Genomic DNA, 18,918 nt, shown 5'->3' on the forward strand with positions numbered 1-18,918 from the left:
CGGCCTTTGTCTTGTTTGAAGGACATAAAAGGTCTTTATAAAGACCATAGAGAACCTGAAAGATCATGATGCTTCAGTCTGCACCATCTTTCTGGCCAGCTCAATAAAAGCGTCTGCCACCTGTGGATCCCATTGTGTGCCTTTTCCACTTTCAAGTATATGCAATGCTTTTTCCGGCGGCATCCCTTTGCGGTAAGGTCTGTCAGAAGTCATGGCATCATAAGAATCCGCTACTGCGATGATACGGCCAAAATAAGGTATCTCTTCCCCCTGAAGTCCATCAGGATAACCTTGTCCATCGATTCTTTCATGATGGGAACGGATCCCGGGGAGCAAGGAGGCCACCTCGCCTGCCGGCTGTACCTGCTTTAAAATCGTTTCACCTATAACCGGATGGGCCTTTATATACTCGAATTCTTCGTCAGTCAGCTTGCCTTCTTTTTGCAGAACTCCATCCGGGACACCGATTTTTCCAATATCATGGAGAAGAGCAGTCTGATAAAGCTGCATCAGTTCTTCATCGTGAAGGCCAAGCCTCTTCCCTATGTCGCGGGAGAATGATGCTACCCTCATGGAGTGGCCGGAAGTATATGGATCCCTCGCATCAAGTGCAGCCGACAGGACCGTCATGAAGCTTTCAAGCAGCTGCCGGTTCGTCTCGTCCCTTTGCTTCAGGGCCGCTATCATAATATTGAAGCCTGTGAATACCTCTGAGAATTCGTCTGTATACACATTATCCTTCAAGTAGGCAAAGTTCTGATTTTCCGCCTCGGACATCAGCGTTTGAAGGCGTGAAATCGGCTCTTCAATATCCTCCGCCATATACTTCGCGGTCAGCATGGCATAGCAAACTGTTATGAAGATCACAACAGCCGCCCACTGCCAAAAAACGGCCGTTCCCATACCCATTCCTTCCAGTTTGATTTGGGCAGCTACCATGAAAATCAGGACAGGAAGGACACCGATCGCAAGGACTGTTAAACGGAATTTCTTTTTGATCGGAATGGCGGATGGAGTTTCTTGAGCAAGCCACCCGCTTTTATTGGCCGCTTTGAAATGGGCCAGCACCGGCTTGATCGCCCGGAGCGTCAAGTAGAATTCTACAAGGGCGTGCATGCTGGCAACAAGAAAAGCGGCAATGGCGGCATAAAGCACCATATAATAGGAGAGCTTGAGCTCTCCGGCTGAGATCAGATAAAGTGAAGCGGATGCTGCCGGTATCGTCAGTCCAAGCAGATGCGGAAGCATAATCCGCTTGACCGTTAAAACTGGAAACTGCTTCAGCCTGAGGATTCCTTTTTTGACAGACTCTGCATCCATTCCATCTGAAAGAAACACAGCTCGAATGGGCCTGATATGCTGCCTGAAGAAAAAGCCCTCCGTAAAAAACATGATGACCATTGACCCTGCCAGAATCAGCCATATAAGGGCTTTATCATATCCCCTCGCATCAATGGTGGTAAAGATAAAGGTTGCACCGATTGCCAGCACTGCAATCAAAGAGCCGAATATGTAATTGATTAGGAGTTTTTTAAGAAACCTGTTATATATGTCCATATGCCACAGCACCCTGCATCAAATTTATAGTTATTTCCTACTACTTTATCATCCTTCCACCTTCAAAACTATACGTACTCGTTTCTGCAGCAGGTTTCTTTCAAACTTTCTCTGTTATTGGCACAATTGCAGCAGAAAAGCACATTGCCTTCAGCAATGTGCACTTCTTAGCCATCAAGCCTGTATGCTTTTCCCAATATATCCTTTCCTCCTGTGACAGGAATAATGCTCCCATTTATAAAGGCAGATTTATCATCACTTAAAAACGAAATGACCCGTGCGATATCCTCTCCGGTTGCATCTCTTTCATTTTCGGGCAAATCTCCGATCAATTCTCTTGCCTGAATGATTTCTTTCTCTTTCCATTCACCTACGATATCACCGGGACAGACCATATTGGCTGTTATCCCGTACTCAGACTCTTCCAGGGCAAGAGTCCTTGTAAGGGATGCCGCCGCTGTTTTTGCTGCAGCAAAAGCTGATCTGTAAATCCACCCTGGCGCCGTTTCGACTCTATCAAATCCAATGGTAATGACTCTTCCCCAGCCTTTTTCTCTCATCGCCGGCAGAAGGAGCTTTGTCAGCCAAAAGACTGCGTTTACATTTCCATTCATCAGATAGCTCCAATCTTCAAGGGAATAATCAGCCATTCTTTTTCGTTCATGTATGTATGGCCCGGCATTATGGACAAGGATATCGATTGAGCCAAAACAATCCAGTGCCTTCTCAGCTATGCGCCGGCAGTCTTCTGCAGAAGCGATGTCACCCTGGACCGCAATATTTTGAGTCCCATATTTTTCAGTCAATTCTTCTGCGAGCAGCTCAGCTTTTTCCCGGCTGCTGCGGTAATTGATTGCAAGCGAAACCCCATTAGCTGCCAATTCAAAAGCTGTCCTTTTTCCGATGCCGGCCGCTCCGCCGGTTATCAAAGCCGTCTTTACATTCACCAAGATACATACCCCGCAATATTTTTTTCTGCTCTCTTAATCACTATACTATGAAGAACACTTGAGATATGCAAATAAAAAGAGGCTGGAAGAAAATATAAGCCATTGGACTGGCAGCTAGTCTTCTGTATGCGAGAAGATTAACGGTTAGGCTGCTGCCTGCATATAATACAGCAGCATATACCGAACATGGGGCATATACGCCTCACTAGGAAAGGATGTATCATATGTTTCCCTGGAACCTTTTCCCGTTTAACAAAGACATGAAAAAAACGATGCAGCAGCTTAAGCCTGACGAGATTGACAAATATGTTCAGAGTATGATGGGGCAGCTTTTTCCCCAATCGATGCAGGGAATGGGAGGGCCACAGAATATGATGCAGGGATTCAGCCCATTTCAGCAGGGGAACCCTGATCCCTCTCCTCCCGGCTCTTCCAAACTCGATACCTCTGTCTACGAAACACATGATTATGTTTTTGTCAGGATCGGGATAAAAGATGAATCCTGGCTCAAACAGCTGAAGCTTTATCATACTTCAAACCAGATCATCCTGGAGCATATTCCTGAGTTTGATAATAAGCATACGATTACCCTTCCTGCCATTGTAAAAAGGAAAGGCTCTTCTGCGAGCTTCAAAGACAGCATGCTGGAAGTCAGGATACCCAAGAATATTGATATGCAGTTTTCTGAGATTGAAGTAACTGAAATCCTATAAGCTTTTCCTTTTAGCTCTGAGCTCCCATTCATTAAAGGAGGTAACAAGGTATGTCTTTGGAACAATTCAGGCATCTTCTGGAATGGAGCACCCAAGTCCAGAATGATCCGCTGATGGGCAGTTTGAGCAAAAAGAATTCCGAGGGGCAGATTATGCCATCCAGCCCCGGCTCAGCATTTTTCGGGCATCAGGGATCTGTGCCCAGATGTGATGTCTATAAATCCGGGAACACCATCATTGTTGAAGCAGAACTTCCCGGCATTGAAAGGGAGAATTTCAAGGTTCAACTGGCAAATGGAGAAATCATCATTCAAGGTAAATATATGACTCTTCTCCCCAACCGGGAATATTTGATAAAAGAGCGCCCCAGCCTGAAGTTTGAGAAGAAATTATCCATTCCATTTCAGGTCATACGGCAAGAGATCAAAACCTCTTTTGAAGAAGGTCTTCTTGTCATTATCATACCCATACATGAAGATGAGGAAGCTGTAGATATTCCTTTTCAGATGGATACTTGAACTTCCGGCATGCTTAAAGAAGTTTGTCATAGCAAAAGAACGGATGCTCCCTGTCCATATAGATTTCACCGGCTTTTTTGTATCCGTTTTTCTCGAACAGCCTTTGGGCCTTCTTATTAAGTGAATATGTATCAGTCCTCATATATGGTACATTCTGCTGAACAGCATGCTGTTCAGCAAACGAAATGAGACGGCTGGCAATCCCGGCTCCCCTGATTTCAGGATCTACAACGAGGCGGTGGAACACATAGCATTCACCAGCGGCCTTTTGCCAGGAAACCTGGCTGTATTGCTCTGCCTGGACCTGATCGCATGTTATAGCCCCGGCGGGTTCTCCATCCATCACTGCCGTAAACATCGTTCCGTTCTTGATATCATGAAGGAAATCAGTTTCTGCAGGATATTCATCTGTCCATTGATCGTTATTTTCCTGCTTCATTATTTCTACAGTTTTCTTTACGATTCCCATAATTTTGCTTATATCGTTTGGTTCTGCTTTTCTGATGTCCATAGAAATCCCCTATCTATATTAACTCTAGGTTGTATTGTATCCTTTTTCGGAAAAATCATGAAGGAAAAGCACCCTCAGTTACTGTTAAACCTTCTGGGCCGGAGCCTTAATGAGATTAAGACGTATAAGACAGTCATTCCCCGGGATCGTCTAAAACTGTTCAAAAAAAAGAGACAGCGGGTGCTGTCTCCTTTTTTGAATGCTATATTATTTTCCGATGAACATTTGAGTCCAGTAGTTGCCTTCTGCCACATGGCCTACACCGATGTGTGTGAAGTTGGCGTTCATGATGTTCTTGCGGTGGCCTTCACTGTTCATCCATGCTTTTACCACTTCTTCAGGTGAACGCTGGCCCATTGCAATGTTCTCACCGGCTGTTCTGTAAGAGATGCCGAATTTCTTCATCATATCAAACGGAGAACCGTAAGTTGGGCTGTTATGGTCAAAATAGCCTTTTGTTTTCATATCATTAGACTTTTCGCGTGCAACCTTGCTGAGCTCTGTATCAAGCTTAAGGGCAGGCACACCATTTTTTGCGCGTTCCTGGTTAGTCAGTTCGACTACCTTCTGCTCAAACGCACTTACTTGTGATGCTGATGGTGCAGCTTTAGGCTGTTCTGCTTGTGCAGGCTGTTTAGCTGGTGCAGGTGCAGGTGCTTCCTGCTTAGGCTGCTCTGCTTTTGCAGGTGCAGGAGTTTCCTGTTTTGGCTGTTCTGTTTTGGCTGGTGCAGGTGCTTCCTGTTTCGGCTGTTCTGCTTTGGCCGGCTGCTTGTTTACCTGTACATTTTCCCATTTAATATTGTATTGTTTCAGATATTTTTGAAGCAGGCTGTTAATCTGCTCGTTATTCAGGTTTCCAGAGTAATTTACTTTCACTTGCTGTGGAGTCGGGCAATTAGATGCTGCATCTGCTTTATTCAATCCTGGTGATACAAGCAATGCTGCTGCCGCTGCTACTGAAAAGATCACTTTTTTATTCATGTATGAAATCCTCCCTGATAATCGTAGTTTGTTTTTTGTTGCTCTCTTGCTTGCAGTAATATCATAGCATACGATTTTTGTAATATTAGAGGGAGGATTTTACATATTAGCAGTTTGTAAGTGCATCCATAGGCTGCGCATACTGACTTTGGGACTAATTAAGCAGGAAAAGCCTGTTCTATCAAGATATCTTAGGATTAATGGCTGGAATATTATTGTATGGATAATAATTGGTAAAGTGGAAGTGAACATGGCTTTTTTCCAAACATATGATAAAGAAGTCTTATTGACAGATTTTCTGGGGGCATCCTTTGTTTACTTTTATTACACTGGAATGACAACTGTGAAAGAAATTCGTATATTAAAAAAGGCTTTATTAACATTGTTGTTGATTTTGGGCTCACTTTAGCCAGATGTGCTGAAATGCGTGCGAAACAAAGTCACACACACATGAGCCCAAAATCAACAAGGTATACTAACTCAGCCTAAAAACAAGCAAAAACCCGGAAATATCCCGGGTTTCCATATTAATCCTGGAGCATTGGCAATTTTATGGTTACCGTTGTCCCTTCTCCTGGACTGCTCGCTATTGATAGGGATCCATTATGCAGCTGGATGAGCTTTTCTGCAATGGCAAGGCCGAGTCCAGTCCCTCCGTCATCCCGGGTTCGGGCTTTATTGACGCGGTAGAACCTCTGCTTGATACTTTCAAGATCTTCCGGCGGGATTCCGCCTCCTGTATCAATTATTGTAAGAATGCATTCCCTATTGGAAGCTTTCAGGGTAATTTCAATATAGCCATTATCTGTATACCGGATGCTATTGTCCATGATATTCTGCACGATCTGCCCGATTCTTCCTTCATCACCCATTATAATGATGTCCGGATCAAGCATTGTGCGCAGCTCTATACTCTTTTCCTTCAAAGCCGGGGTATACCGCACCAGGCTGTCTTCAATGACTTGAGCAAGGGGAAGAGGCATTCTGACCAGCTGGTATTCATCGGTGTCCAGCCTCGATAAATCAAGCAGGTCTCCGACAAGCCTTTCCATCCGGACCGATTCTCTATTGATAAGATGAAGATACTTGTCATCTTTATCCGCAATCCCATTTAAAATTGCATCACTATAGCCCTTAATGTAGCTGATAGGTGTCCTGAGCTCATGAGAAATATCAGCCAGAAACTCCTTTTTTCTTTCATCCTCCTTCTGGATGGAGGATGACATCTGATTAAACGCTTTGGCAAGGCGCCCTATTTCGTCTTCCGATCGAATATGGACCCTGCTTGAATAATCTCCTGAGGACACTCTTTCCGCTGCCTTTTTAATATCTGCAAGCGGGTGTGTCAGCTTTCGGATCACTTTTGTCCCAAAGATGAAGGCAGCTCCAAGAAACAGCAAAGCAGCCGCTACCCACCAGTAGGCAAAATCCTTTGTGACTTCAGAGATGTTTTCCACCGGGATATATAAGTATAAAATACCTTCAAGCCTGTTTTCATCAAGCAAGGGAATGATAACTCCCATGATTTTTCGGCCGAACCGCTCTTCATACCCGGTTTTAAGGATATGGTCGCCTTTTAGAAGCCGTTCTCTTTCTTCAGGGCCGATCAGCGTGTCATAATCTATATCAAATGGGAGGCAGGCGCTCAGCTCCCTCGGATTGCTGACAGCAAACACTTCCGCATCCGATACCTGGTTATACCATTCCACTTTTTCTTTATACTGTTCGGTAATCGGGCCTGAACTGTACTGCGAGGCGAGGCGCCCGCCCTCTTGCAGCAGCTCTTCCTCAATATGTGAGACATAAAGGTTTTCATAAAACAAATAGGACAGAAAATATGAGTAAACGATGGTGATGACAATGGCGGCCATGATCGCCAGCCAGATTTTCCTTGCCAGGCTGCCTGAGAAGTATTTCATTCGCGGGGCACCTCAAACTTATAGCCGATTCCCCAGACCGTCTTTATATAATCTCCTGCACCAAGCTTCATTCTTAGTGTTTTAATGTGGGTATCCACCGTCCTTAAGCTCCCCAGATAATCCATTCCCCATATCTGCTCTAAAAGCTGTTCCCTGCTCAGCGCATGGGACTGGTGGCCGATAAAGAACATCAGCAGTTCATATTCTTTGAGTGTCAGCATGATACTGCTGCCTTCCACCTTCACGCTACGCGCCTTTTTGTCTATCGTTATCTTTCCGGCGGAGGTTATATTTGAATCTGCTCCGCTGATGCTGCCGCTTCTTCTCAGGACCGCATGTATGCGGGCAGTCAATTCCCCAGGGCTGAAAGGCTTGACGATATAATCATCTCCCCCGATCTGCAGTCCTTTGACCTTATCCCACTCTTCCCCTTTTGCAGATAAAAAAATGAGGGGTACTTCATATTGGGCACGCACTCTCTCACACACTGAGAATCCATCTTCACCTGGCATCATGATATCCAAAAGAATGAGATCAGGAAGGTTTTTCTGTAATTCTTCCAGCGTCTCTTTCCCTCCTGCAGCATAACGGCAGCTGAAGCCGGCATTTTCCAGATACATCCCGATCAGGTGACGCATATCTTCTTCATCATCCACAATCAATATTTCTATATCATTCATTTCCAACATCCCCCCGGAGTATGATCTGGAATGGCCCTTCTCCTGTTTTGATCGTCTTTATGACCTGGAGCGGTCCCGGATCAATCAGATGGACATCATTGCTGTCGTAGCCCGCAATAATCAGATACTCTCCGAAAGGAAGCATTTCAAAAGGATTGGCTCCAACCTGGATGCTGCCTGCCTCTTTACTGCCGCCGTCCATCTTATAAAGTGTACTGGAGCCGTGGCTGAGAGCAAAAATAGATCCTTTCAGCTCTGCAAAGCCTACCGGCATCGTTGGGGCAGGGATAGTTTTTGCCAGCCTGCCTGTTTCCAGACTGTAAACATGGATGTCTTTCTCAGCTTCTGCCCCTTCTCCATGGCCGCCTATCCAAAGTTCTCCCTCTTCTTCCCTGATCAGGGCTCCTGCTGCAGAAGGATGGATTTTGAAAGATGATATCTTCCTGCCTTGATTTATATCTATGACAGTCATGATTTCCTGCTTGAAGCTTGAGACAAATAGTCTCCCTTTTTCCTTTTCTTCGAGGATGGTCAAGGGATCGGCTTCTGTCTTAACAGCTCCTGTTTCCTTGCCATTCAAATCATAGAACCTGACTTCATCTTTGTCCTGGTCTGCAAAAGCAATTTCCTTCCTGCCTGAAAGGAGCCTGCCATTGACTATCCCGGTGCCTGCCGGCCATTCACCGATCTTTTCCCCTTTTTCTAATGAATATAAATCAACGGTTTCCAGCTGTTTGCCGTATAATAACAAGGAATCTCCATCAGGGAGGATCATGCCGCCCGTATAAGGCTTCTGTAAATCCCATGTCGCCGCTTCACCCATTATATCCAAATCAATGAAGGTCAAAGACATATCTTTGATGTTGACGGTTGCCGCCACCTTTTTGTCCTTTGCAATTGGCGGATATTGTTCAGAACTGCAGGCTGCCAGCACCAGCAGCATGCATGCATATCCCAGCGTAAGTGCAATTGCCCTCATGATTGTTCCCCTTTTCTGCTATGTATAAGAAGATTATATCCTTGTACTGTGAAATATTTGTGAAAAATTATTGATCATATTTTCAGATCATTCTCAACAGCAGGGCATATGCCGCTGGGAACGCTCAGGATCTGATCTGTTCATATAACTCACAATGCAAATCTATCAGAAAAAGTTTATCCTCTTGTGCCATGTCCGATTCTGTTATCCTCTTAACAGCCAGGTAGAACTTTTCCGATTCCCGCTTTCTGGCGCGCGGATGGGCATTTTCATCTTTCAGCTCTCTCCGGATTGCTTCCTTTAAGATATCCTCCGCTGAGCCGGCACCTTCAAGCCTGCGGTTGTTCCAAAGCTGCCTGTACCTGCCAAGCAAATAAGCATAATCATTGTTCATCTTCTATCTCTCCTTGCCTGTGTCTTATCATCGTTTCTAGTATACCCCTACTATATATGCATAAAGAAGACTGTAATGGCAAAAAATACATTCACTGGCAAATCTGCAGGAAGAATGAAAGGAGGATGTTCATGGGGACACCTTACCGCTGCCCGAACTGCAAAACCAATAGAAGCAGATTCAACATCATCAGGCAGGTAGCACAGCCAGTAAAGCTTGATCCCGGCTCAGGCATTGTTTTGGAAGAATACGCTGAAGAACAGCTGAGCCCTTTCCATATGGCTTATAAAGGGCCTGAAGTCAGGGTGCAGTGCGCAGCCTGCGGGCTGGTAGAGGATGAGAAGACATTTGCGAAGTTTGGAGAGATGAAATAAGAATGGGGGATGCCATAGCATTCCCCTTTTGCTTTTATTGCAGCCCTTTGCACTGCAAAGAGAAAACCGCTTATCTTTCGAATAGGCGGTTTTCTTCAAGGAATTTTTGCGCGTTTACTTTCCAGCCGTCGAAAGCTGACATTTTTACCATTTCGATTTTTCCTTTGTAATGCCTTTTTCCTTCATTTTTTATATACCAGTCAACTTCAACGGAAACATCCAGAAGCTGGTTCTGCTTTTCTTCCATGCTGAAGCCGCCTGAAGCATTTTCCAGCTGAACATTCTCAATAGCCGGGAGGATTTTTTTCCATGGCAGCTTTTGCAAAGAAAGCATGCCCGCAATATCTTCGTCCTGCTGCTTCAGCCCTGCAATGAATGCTGAAGCTGCTTCTTCCGGTTCTGCACTTCCGGTGTATGCCTCCAGTTCGCCTGCTGACTTCAAAATCATCAATTTATGAGATAAGTCCATCTCATCTCTTCGATGAGTGGTGCTTCCGTTAAAATGAATGCAGAAGTGGCCGGGAAAGTTATTGGCAAGGGCCCCGGCTCCGTGGGGCATTCCATGCATTGAAGCCGCTATTCTCAATTTTCCGGATTTTACAATGATGGCTCTCCGCCTCCAGCTCCACTTTCCATCATAAATTTCCTTCATCACGGCTGTATCCTTCGCCGTCAATGGCTGGACATCTGCGTGGCGGCTTCCTGCCCTTCGCTGCACTTTGAACTTCTTTCCCGTTTCTACATCTTCAACTGTAAATGTACTGTATCTGGGAAGCAGCTCATTGACTTCTGACCAATCCAGTGGGGCAGGCCTGCCGGATGCTTCAGCATAAAAAATGGACCCCTGAAGAAGAAAGCTGGCGAGAATTAGGGCTGCCGGCTGTTTTAAGAACTTCATCATCATCACTCGATTTCTCTCTTGGTAGGATGGGTCATGCGGCCCTCAATGAAAAGTGTCCCACACAAGCCTTCTTTTATGCACCGGCGTCCCATACTGACAGAATAAAATGAAACAAAAAACGAGCCTGCTGGCGCGCAGGGCTCTTATAAATCATTTACATAAGTTTTTGAAACAGCTTTACCAGCTGATCCAGCTCTTCTTCAGTAAAAGAGCGGAACTTTGCCTGCAAATAGGCTGATTTTTTTTCCTCCAGTTTTTCAACAAGTTCCTGGCCGGTTTCTGTAAGCACCAATTCAACCACTCTCCGGTCGTTTTCGGAACGGCTTCTGGTCATATAGCCTTTCCTGACAAGAGAATCAGTTACACTCGTAATGTGGCTTGCCGATACATTCAGCTCTTTAGAAATGGCAGAAGCCATCTTGGGTCCGTCTGCTATTAGTTTCAGCACAGTGAATTCATTGCTGGTGACTTCATCGCCCATCAGCTTATTCACTTCCTGCCTTAAAGTCCGAAAAACAGTCCGGAATGCTCTTTCCAGTTCTGCTGCTTGTTTCAAAGAAAACCGTCCTTTCCCTATATGGGCTAAATGATCTTTCAGTGATATTATATCATTTACTCCATATCCTTTAATTTCCGGCTGATCTGCTCCCAGTCTATATTTTCGCCGATAAATACCATGTTTAGGGGCATATTCATATATTCCTTCATATATAAAGGCATTCCATAAGAAAATTGGAACAGGAAAGGATAGCCCTCAGCCGAAAACTTAATATATCCCTTTATTCTAAAGACCGAATCAGGAAGCTCTCTCAAAAAAGATTCGAATGCTTCCTGGCTGACTGGGCCCTTGAAGGTGTGGACATAGGATCCAAGGTTCAGATCCTTGAGGGAGGCTTTCTCAGCCCCAGTCTTCCGATTCGTCTTAAGCCCCCGTACCGCATCGGAGGAAACCTTGGAGTAGGTGGTGAGAATAGGCACCGCATGCTGGTTGGTAGACTGTATATCCATGACTGCAGAGGCTTGTTCTGAACTGCTCATTTCATCTGATTTATTCACCAGGATCAGGTCGGCATGCCGCACCTGCTCTATGAGCAGCTGCTGAACTTGCGGGCTCAGCGACTTTCGGGCAAGCCATCTCATCCCGTCAATCGCAGTCATGATGCCTTTAACCAGCAGTTTATCTGCGAACAGCGGCGACAGCACTGCATCAAGCACTTCCACAGGATGGGCAGCGCCGGTCGTTTCAATATAAATCACTTCAGGTTTTTCATCCAAAAGCAGCGACTGCAGCTGGGATTCCAGTTTATCCTGGATGCTGCAGCAGATGCATCCGCCAAGCAGTTCCTTCAACGGGACCTCCCCGTCAACTGCTTCTGAATCAATGGATACCTTTCCAAGCTCATTCATCATAACAGCTGTCTTCCGGCCATCCTTTTTTTCCTGCAGCAGCAGCCTTTTCAATAAAGTGGTCTTTCCGCTGCCGAGGAATCCCGATAATATATATACTTCTGTTTTATTTACCATTTCAGCATGTTCACTTCCTGACAAAATTGGTTAACGCTCCAATCATATGTTACCTAAACTTTGCCCTGTTTGAAAGCAAAAAAGCTGTTAAGGCATATTTAAGCTTGAAGATTACCCCGCCGGATATGTATAAAGGGCATAGATCGGCTGTTATCTTGCCGCTTTATTGTTTTTCTCCAATAAACTGCTGGATTGCCTGTTTGTTTTCTTCCAAATCAATTTCCAGCACTGCTCCTGCTTCCTCGACAAGTTTATTTTCAAAGCTGTCACTGACTGGAATCCTCAATGTCTGAACGTTCTCAGCGGAATTGAGCAGATAGGATACGGCCAATGGAACTGCCTCATCGGCATCCATATCTGTCTCTACATACTGGGCTGCCTCAAGGACGACCGCCGGGAAATCAAGGACTCCCTCTATACTGCTGAATCTTTCAGTCAGCTTATTTTTGAGGGCAGCCAATACCTCCTGCTGCCGCTCAACCCGGCCGAAATCACTCTCTCCGTCATGTCTGAAGCGGACATATGACAAAAGTTCTTCTCCATGAAGAGTTTGCTTACCCGGCTGCATATCCAGCTTCATATCCTCTGCCATTTCCTTTGAAACCTCAAGCTCCAGCCCTTCAGGAGCAATCAGATCTGCTGCAGCAATGAAGCCCTTAAAGTCTATGATGGCAGTATAGTCGATTTTCAGCCCGAAATTCGCTTCAACTGTCTCTTTAAGCAATTCTTTTCCACCTTTATAATAGGCATGATTAAGTTTGGCGCGTTTTCCGGTGCCCGGTATTTCCACATAGCTGTCCCTCATCAAAGAAATCAGCTTGATTTCCTTCTCTTTAGGCATATATCTTGCCGCTAAGATTGCATCAGACCTTGAGTGTGCTTCTCCCCTGCTGTCTATTCCTATCAGGAGGAATGTAGTGCCCGCTGCACCTTGTCCGTATAATATATCTTCATTTCCGCTTGTCCCCGGTATGCCGGGGGCTGCCTCATCCGCTCCATTGTCAAAAGGCAAAGAGCATGCCGTCAATAGGGTGGTGAAGCATATGATAAGCAATAGTTTTTTCATCACTGGCCTGCCTCCATTATTCGTTTACTTTCATTTTCGGGCATCGGAGGGCAGCCCTATACCTCCGGGTTAATATTTGTAAAATTCCGGCTCGTTTGAGCAGCATGAAAAGGACCGGCCAGCAGGCCAGTCCTTTTCATTTAATATTTACTGCAGTTCTTTCTTAAGCACTTCTACTGCTTTTTGAATCTGTGTATCGTTTTTAAGTAGCTTTTCTCTTAAGAGATCCATCATCTTTACGGTGGTATCACCTGTAATGACACCCGTCTGCTCAAGTTTATGGGCTTTTTGGAGCTGGATGACTGCCTGCTCTGTTTTTTCATCAAAGAACCCGTCTGTCCTGCCCGGTTCAAAGCCCAGTGCCTTGAGCATTTCCTGTGCCGCCTTCACTTCAGCGGAAGAAGAAGATACCTTCAGTTCGCTGTCAGGATTGATGAACGGAAGAGATGCATAAGAAGGAAGCTCTGCTTTATAATCAGGCTCTATTCCTTTTTCGTGAATCCAGTTTGCTTCCGGTGTCAGCCATTTCTCTGTTGTGAACTTCATATTGGATCCATCTGTGAAATCTTCTGCACGCTGTACTGTGCCTTTCCCGAATGACTTCTCACCAACAAGCGGGACACCTGCAGATTCGTGCACAGCCGCTGCCAGTATTTCCGAAGCACTTGCACTGCCTTTGTCGATTACCACCACAAGCGGGATGTCAGGGCTGCCTTCAGAATTGGATTTTACCACTTCGCGATTGCCTTCCCTGTCTTCGATCTGGAATAATATTTCCCCTTCCGGCACAAACAGGCTTGAAATACTGATCGCCTGGTTCAGCAATCCGCCCGGATTCTGCCTTAAATCGAGGACAAGGCCTTTCATTCCCTGCTTTTGCAGATCGTTCAACACATCAATGAGTTCTTTCGAGGTGTTTTCTGAAAAAGTGGTGATCTGGACTTTTGCAATTCCGTCCTCCATCATTTCGCCATAAACAGTCTCAAGCGGGATTGTATCCCTGGTGATGCTTATTTTTGTAGCTTCATCAGCACCTGCTCGCTGTATTTCAAGCTCCACCTTGGTACCTTTTTTGCCGCGTATCAGTGTTACTGCTTCTGTAGAGCTCTTGCCCTGAAGGCTCTTTCCATCCACAGAAAGGACTTTGTCATTCGGCTTCAAGCCTGCCTTTTCTGCCGGGGAGCCTTTAAGCGGAGAAACAATGATGATCTGTCCGTTTTGCTCCTGAATCTCTGCACCTATGCCTTCAAATGAAGAAGAGATGCTCTGATGGAAGCTTGCTGCTTCTTCTTCATTCATATAATCCGAATAGGGATCTTCCAGGGACTCAACCATCCCGTTTATAGCCCCGTTTATGAGCGTATTCTGCTCCACATCTTTGTAGTAGCTGCCTTTCAATGTATCATAAGCAGAATACAGCTTATCAAATTCGTTTCGTTCATTGCCGATGCTGACAGCTTTTTCATCCCCGAATGCCAGCGCGAAGGTTGTAATCCCCGCTGCCAGGAATACTATAAAAAACAGCAGCATGACAAAGTGAAACTTCTTCATCCGGATATATCCGGAATCAGGCTGCTTGTCTGGATTTTCCTGGTCTAAATGATTATTATCCAAGCTGTTCACCACTTTCGTCTCCATAAGGAAGTCCTTAGACCCTTAAAAATTAGAATAACATTTTATAAAGTAAATTAACAAAGAAATATGTACAAAAACGGAAAAAATTATGAATAAAAGATGGCTTTTTTGAACAGGCCAATTAAAAGGGGATGGCCTGCTTCCATGCCATCCCCAAAAACCAATCAGGCAATTCCATACCCTTCATTTTCAATTGCTTCCTTGATTGAAGATTCTGAAGTCTGCTCAGGATTATAGTCGACCTCTACTGTTTTCCCCTGAAGTGCTATGGACACCCCGGCAACTCCGTCAAGTGAAAGGAGGGCGTTCTTTATGGATTCTTCACAATGATCGCAAGTTATTTCAGGTACAGTCATCGTTGTTCTATTCATTATTTTCTTCCTCCCTCTGTCAGTTCTGCAGTCATTCTATTCCCCAATCAGGGCAAGTAAAAACAGGGAGTGATGATCATATTTTCTTAACAATGCTGAAATACTCTTCAAGAGTGAGGTTTTTCTCATAAATCTCCTCCGCTGCCGGACCGACATAGCGGAAATGCCAAGGCTCATACTGATAGCCTGTAATATTTTCCTTTCCTTTCGGATAACGCAGGATAAAGCCGAATTTATGGGCGTTTTCAGCAAGCCATTTTCCTTCTGCAGTGCTGCCGAATGCTTCAGAGAGCTCCAATTTTGCGCTTCTGCTGGAGATATCCATCGCCAGGCCGGATTGGTGTTCGCTGCTGCCGGGCATGGCTACCGCCTGGACCGCCTTTTCTTCCCCGGCCCGCTGGATTTCAGCATCCAATATCACTGCCTGCCTTTCATATGAACGGTAGCCGGAAACGGCAAACAATTCAATCCCGGATTGCTTTGCTGCAGCAAACATCTTTTCCATATGAGCTGCAGCATCCTTCCGGATATAGCTCTTCTCAATATCCTGTTCCCCGAAAGAAAATGGAACATTTGGCCGGACAAGATCTTCCGGAATATAGCTGCCGGGCAGCATGAACTCTTTATTTACAAGCGCCATGATATTGGCAGGGTTTTGAATCACTTTTTTGCCTTCTGTTTCGGTTATCTGATTGAAAAAGGCTGCTTCCAGAACAGGGCCGTCCGGTACAGACTCTTCTTCCCTCTCAGCTGCAGCCTGTCCATCATCCGTGGACGGTGCTGCCTCACTGGTTTCTTTGTTTTTATCAGAAGGGCTGTCCGCAGCCTGTCCGCCTTCAGGCCAAAAGGGAATCTTGCTGACAAAAGGCTCCATTCTGCTGCATCCCCCGAGGATAAAAACAGCTGCTGCAATGATCACTATTTTCTTCATTTGTTTCACCTGTCCTATTGTTGTACCAATGTTAGTATTTCACAATATGTTTATCTTAACACTTTTTGCACTGCATCCGAAAGCATAGATCGTATCGATATCAGCAAAAAAAAGAAGATGCCCGGCATGGGGCATCGTACTTAACATTACTTAATCGCAGCTTCCAGAGCAACCTCGATCATTTCGTTGAAAGTTGTCTGTCTTTCCTGTGAAGTAGTTTCTTCACCAGTGAGGATATGATCACTGACTGTAAGGACTGACAATGCCTTTCTGTCAAATTTAGCTGCAAGGGTATAGAGGGCAGCTGTCTCCATCTCTATTGCGAGGATTTGATATTTTGCCCACTTTTCCAGCTCTGAATTGTCGTTATAGAACATATCCGCTGTGAAAACATTGCCAACCTTAAGGTTCAGGCCTTTTTTCTCACCGGCATCATAGGCTCTTTTTAAAAGGTCAAAATCAGCGGTCGGAGCATAATCCACGCCTCCAAAGGTAAGGCGGTTCATCTGTGAATCAGTTGAAGCGCTCATAGCCAGGATAACATCCCTTACTTTTACATCCTTCTGGATGGCGCCGCATGTACCTACCCTGATCAGGTTTTGGACATTATAGCTGTTCATCAGTTCGTTAATATAAATGGATATGGAAGGAACTCCCATTCCGGTCCCCTGGACAGAAATCCTTTTTCCTTTATAGGTTCCGGTATATCCAAACATGTTCCGGACTTCATTGTAGCATTCAGCATCTTCAAGGAATGTTTCCGCTATATATTTTGCACGCAAAGGGTCTCCTGGCAGCAGAACCGTCTCTGCAATCTGATTTTCTTCTGCACCGATATGTACACTCATGTTTTGTACCTCCAATGTTTTTCTGAAGCATAGTTTGCAACTGCTTTCACATCACACTATACCATATTTCCGCTGATGCTGGAAAACCAAGTGATGCCAGCATGTTTTTTTCTGCCCCGGGCAACCTAATATTAGTCTTTCCTAAGGAGGGATAAACATGCCGCAAGAACCAATGAGCAAAAAGCTGAGACAGGCTGTCCAGCACGCGAATGAAACCAATCCATCTTCACGTTCGAATACTGAACCGCATACCTCCAAAACAGTCCGGAGGAAGCATAAACAATAGTCCATGTGATATCAGAGGAGGAGAAGCGCCAGTGGGAAAAAAACACCGCAGCCGCATCAATTCGCCAAAGAAAAACAATCATATCCCGCCTGAAGCTATCGTGGCTGAACATGAGGCCCATGGCAAAGAGAATTCTGCCGAGAGACGAAAAAAATAAAAAGCAAAAGCAGCAGGGGACTTTCTTCCTGCTGCTCTTCCTTTTATCTATCTGATATGCACCCGGTTCACCTGCGCCCAGCCGCCGGGTTTGAGCTGGTAGTAGAACTGCCCCCTTCTCCCCTCATCAATGAAGACAATATCCCCTGTTGACAGAAATCGTCCGCTGAAGTCAGCCGGCATGCGATCGGGAACATTGAAACTCCTGAAAGCATGATCAAGACACTCCTCATGTGACGCACCCTTAATAGGCAGCCTGTACACCTGCTTATACCCTTTCTTTTGCCGGAACTCCGGTGTCTGGAAGATCGTCACATCATAATCCTTCTGCTTTAACATTGGCAACGTTAATTCCTTCAGCATGAAGCAAGCCTCCTTTATTGGTCCCCTATGCCAGATCCATCCTTTTCAGCCAGCAGCTCTATATTTTCTACTTCAGTTATTATATTTTCGTCCTGTCGATTCCTTCAAAGAACATTTTCTTTTTTTATCGTTTTTCAGAAAATTCTGTCGTATATCATTTCCGGACAAGCTTGCTTCCGCATATTATATATAAACCCATTTTACAGAAGGGGGAATTATATGAGGGGCCAAATTGCAATGAAAACTGCCCTTCCAGGAAGAATCTGCTTCTGCTTCTCCCGATTCAGGATCTTTTTATTCATTTTTTTCATTCATCTGCCAGAATCAAGCGCCTTTGAACGGCTTTACCGCAAAGAGTCATGCCTCTTTCCTTTTCGTAAAAAAAACACTTTTGCAGGATCCCTGCTTCTCGGCATCCTTGTCTCCTTCCTGAGCTTTGCATTCCAGCCGCTTGCCCCTTTTCAGTCAATTGCCCACCGGGGCGCTGTCCAAATTGCTCCCGAGAATACGATGGCTGCCTTTGAAAAAGCCTATGAACTTGGTTTTGATTTTATTGAGCTGGATGTATGGCTTAGCAGCGACCATCAGCCAGTGGTCATCCATGATGGAGATGTCGGCAGGACAACAGGGGGAGACGGACTCGTAACAGAGCTGTCTGCCAGCCAGCTCAAGGAGCTTGACGCAGGTTCCTGGTTCAGCGATCAGTATAAAGGTGAAAAAATCCCTCTTCTGAAAGAAGTGGTAAAGCGTTTCGGAGGGAAGATCGGTCTTCTTATCGAAATGAAGGGGGCAGGAAGTGAAGCAAACCTGGCAAAAGAGATTGCTGTCTTGCTGAACCAAACACTCGAGGAAGGCGTCGATCCGGATCTCTTAATGGTGCAGTCTTTCAATATTGCTGATATCCGGACATTCAGCACCCTTTCCCCCCAAGTTAAGGCAGGAATCCTGGTCAGCAAGCCGCTCGATATGTTCCAGCTTGCTTCATACAGAAGTTTCGCCGATTTCTTGTCTGTCCACCACGCATTCTTATCTAAATCCTTTGTCACACAGGCAAAATCATTTGGGTACAGTGTCAATTCGTGGACGGTCACGCAGGAACAGCAATTTGCAGCCATGCAGCGCCTGAAGGTCAACGGCATCATCTCGGACCTTTATCCAGACAGTTCCTTACAATACTGCAGCACTTTAGAACGGCTCTTTTCTTTTGTGGATCCATAAGCAGAACTGAAGGTTTTACTGCATAAAAAAGACGATGGTTTTC

General features: G+C 45.4%; 23 protein-coding genes. 6 read left to right on the plus strand and 17 right to left on the minus strand.

Features of this window, described 5'->3' with window-relative positions:
* Positions 1-63: 63 nt before the first annotated feature.
* Complete coding sequence (locus FZD51_RS07875; protein WP_148974292.1) at positions 64-1,557, minus strand: HD-GYP domain-containing protein; 1,494 nt, start codon at positions 1,555-1,557, stop codon at positions 64-66.
* Positions 1,558-1,724: 167 nt separating this feature from the next.
* Positions 1,725-2,504: an SDR family oxidoreductase gene (locus FZD51_RS07880; protein ID WP_148974559.1), complete on the minus strand. Its 780-nt coding sequence runs from the start codon at positions 2,502-2,504 to the stop codon at positions 1,725-1,727.
* A gap of 227 nt (positions 2,505-2,731) precedes the next feature.
* Between FZD51_RS07880 and FZD51_RS07885 the strand changes: the two genes are divergently transcribed.
* Positions 2,732-3,220 carry an Hsp20/alpha crystallin family protein gene (locus FZD51_RS07885; protein ID WP_148974293.1) on the plus strand — a complete coding sequence of 163 codons (489 nt, stop codon included), beginning with the start codon at positions 2,732-2,734 and terminating at the stop codon, positions 3,218-3,220.
* Between the two features lie 50 nt (positions 3,221-3,270).
* On the plus strand, positions 3,271-3,738 hold the full coding sequence (locus FZD51_RS07890) for an Hsp20/alpha crystallin family protein (RefSeq protein WP_148974294.1): 468 nt from the start codon (positions 3,271-3,273) through the stop codon (positions 3,736-3,738).
* Between the two features lie 13 nt (positions 3,739-3,751).
* On the opposite strand, the gene FZD51_RS07895 is transcribed toward FZD51_RS07890, so the two are convergent.
* The 6 genes from FZD51_RS07895 to FZD51_RS07920 all read right to left on the minus strand — a co-directional run bounded on the left by FZD51_RS07895 (position 3,752) and on the right by FZD51_RS07920 (position 9,202).
* Complete coding sequence (locus tag FZD51_RS07895) at positions 3,752-4,249, minus strand: GNAT family N-acetyltransferase (RefSeq protein WP_148974295.1); 498 nt, start codon at positions 4,247-4,249, stop codon at positions 3,752-3,754.
* Between the two features lie 207 nt (positions 4,250-4,456).
* Entirely contained in the window at positions 4,457-5,230 is a 774-nt protein-coding gene (locus tag FZD51_RS07900; RefSeq protein WP_148974296.1) for a CAP domain-containing protein, read from the minus strand.
* Positions 5,231-5,757: 527 nt separating this feature from the next.
* Positions 5,758-7,149: a sensor histidine kinase gene (locus tag FZD51_RS07905; protein ID WP_148974297.1), complete on the minus strand. Its 1,392-nt coding sequence runs from the start codon at positions 7,147-7,149 to the stop codon at positions 5,758-5,760.
* Positions 7,146-7,829, minus strand: a complete 684-nt coding sequence (locus tag FZD51_RS07910; protein ID WP_148974298.1) for a response regulator transcription factor — start codon at positions 7,827-7,829, stop codon at positions 7,146-7,148. The genes FZD51_RS07905 and FZD51_RS07910 overlap by 4 nt, the downstream gene beginning before the upstream one ends.
* The gene (locus FZD51_RS07915) at positions 7,822-8,808 is read right to left on the minus strand and encodes a YncE family protein (RefSeq protein WP_148974299.1); all 987 of its coding nucleotides are present in this window, start codon (positions 8,806-8,808) and stop codon (positions 7,822-7,824) included. The genes FZD51_RS07910 and FZD51_RS07915 overlap by 8 nt, the downstream gene beginning before the upstream one ends.
* 124 nt (positions 8,809-8,932) lie before the next feature.
* A complete protein-coding gene (locus FZD51_RS07920; protein WP_148974300.1) occupies positions 8,933-9,202 on the minus strand; it encodes a hypothetical protein in 270 nt (89 codons plus the stop codon).
* 131 nt (positions 9,203-9,333) lie between these two features.
* Between FZD51_RS07920 and FZD51_RS07925 the strand changes: the two genes are divergently transcribed.
* A complete protein-coding gene (locus FZD51_RS07925; protein WP_022544079.1) occupies positions 9,334-9,576 on the plus strand; it encodes a hypothetical protein in 243 nt (80 codons plus the stop codon).
* Positions 9,577-9,646: 70 nt separating this feature from the next.
* On the opposite strand, the gene FZD51_RS07930 is transcribed toward FZD51_RS07925, so the two are convergent.
* The 8 genes from FZD51_RS07930 to deoD form a co-directional block, all read right to left on the minus strand.
* On the minus strand, positions 9,647-10,480 hold the full coding sequence (locus FZD51_RS07930; protein ID WP_148974560.1) for a hypothetical protein: 834 nt from the start codon (positions 10,478-10,480) through the stop codon (positions 9,647-9,649).
* A 151-nt stretch (positions 10,481-10,631) separates the two neighbouring features.
* Positions 10,632-11,033 (minus strand): MarR family winged helix-turn-helix transcriptional regulator, encoded by a 402-nt coding sequence (locus FZD51_RS07935; protein ID WP_148974301.1) that lies wholly within the window; start codon positions 11,031-11,033, stop codon positions 10,632-10,634.
* Positions 11,034-11,089: 56 nt separating this feature from the next.
* Positions 11,090-12,001, minus strand: coding sequence for a CobW family GTP-binding protein (locus tag FZD51_RS07940; protein ID WP_148974302.1), 912 nt, complete (start codon positions 11,999-12,001; stop codon positions 11,090-11,092).
* A gap of 163 nt (positions 12,002-12,164) precedes the next feature.
* Complete coding sequence (locus tag FZD51_RS07945) at positions 12,165-13,067, minus strand: LCP family protein (RefSeq protein ID WP_148974303.1); 903 nt, start codon at positions 13,065-13,067, stop codon at positions 12,165-12,167.
* 147 nt (positions 13,068-13,214) lie between these two features.
* Positions 13,215-14,618, minus strand: a complete 1,404-nt coding sequence (locus FZD51_RS07950; RefSeq protein ID WP_222928615.1) for a lmo1851 family serine protease — start codon at positions 14,616-14,618, stop codon at positions 13,215-13,217.
* Between the two features lie 248 nt (positions 14,619-14,866).
* Entirely contained in the window at positions 14,867-15,073 is a 207-nt protein-coding gene (locus FZD51_RS07955) for a heavy-metal-associated domain-containing protein (RefSeq protein WP_262380803.1), read from the minus strand.
* A 76-nt stretch (positions 15,074-15,149) separates the two neighbouring features.
* A complete protein-coding gene (locus tag FZD51_RS07960; RefSeq protein WP_148974305.1) occupies positions 15,150-16,004 on the minus strand; it encodes a M15 family metallopeptidase in 855 nt (284 codons plus the stop codon).
* 146 nt (positions 16,005-16,150) lie between these two features.
* Complete coding sequence (deoD, locus tag FZD51_RS07965) at positions 16,151-16,852, minus strand: purine-nucleoside phosphorylase (protein WP_009795475.1); 702 nt, start codon at positions 16,850-16,852, stop codon at positions 16,151-16,153.
* Between the two features lie 157 nt (positions 16,853-17,009).
* On the opposite strand from deoD, the gene FZD51_RS26555 reads away from it, so the two are divergent.
* Both FZD51_RS26555 and FZD51_RS26560 read left to right on the plus strand, forming a co-directional pair.
* Positions 17,010-17,138: a hypothetical protein gene (locus tag FZD51_RS26555; protein ID WP_009795474.1), complete on the plus strand. Its 129-nt coding sequence runs from the start codon at positions 17,010-17,012 to the stop codon at positions 17,136-17,138.
* Positions 17,139-17,169: 31 nt separating this feature from the next.
* On the plus strand, positions 17,170-17,295 hold the full coding sequence (locus FZD51_RS26560; RefSeq protein ID WP_009795473.1) for a hypothetical protein: 126 nt from the start codon (positions 17,170-17,172) through the stop codon (positions 17,293-17,295).
* Between the two features lie 47 nt (positions 17,296-17,342).
* On the opposite strand, the gene FZD51_RS07970 is transcribed toward FZD51_RS26560, so the two are convergent.
* Positions 17,343-17,657 carry a YodL domain-containing protein gene (locus FZD51_RS07970; protein ID WP_009795472.1) on the minus strand — a complete coding sequence of 105 codons (315 nt, stop codon included), beginning with the start codon at positions 17,655-17,657 and terminating at the stop codon, positions 17,343-17,345.
* A gap of 219 nt (positions 17,658-17,876) precedes the next feature.
* On the opposite strand from FZD51_RS07970, the gene FZD51_RS07975 reads away from it, so the two are divergent.
* The gene (locus tag FZD51_RS07975; protein ID WP_187445678.1) at positions 17,877-18,875 is read left to right on the plus strand and encodes a glycerophosphodiester phosphodiesterase; all 999 of its coding nucleotides are present in this window, start codon (positions 17,877-17,879) and stop codon (positions 18,873-18,875) included.
* Positions 18,876-18,918: the final 43 nt, after the last annotated feature.

This window comes from Bacillus infantis (assembly GCF_008180445.1).
GTDB lineage: Bacteria > Bacillota > Bacilli > Bacillales > Cytobacillaceae > Bacillus_AB > Bacillus_AB infantis_B.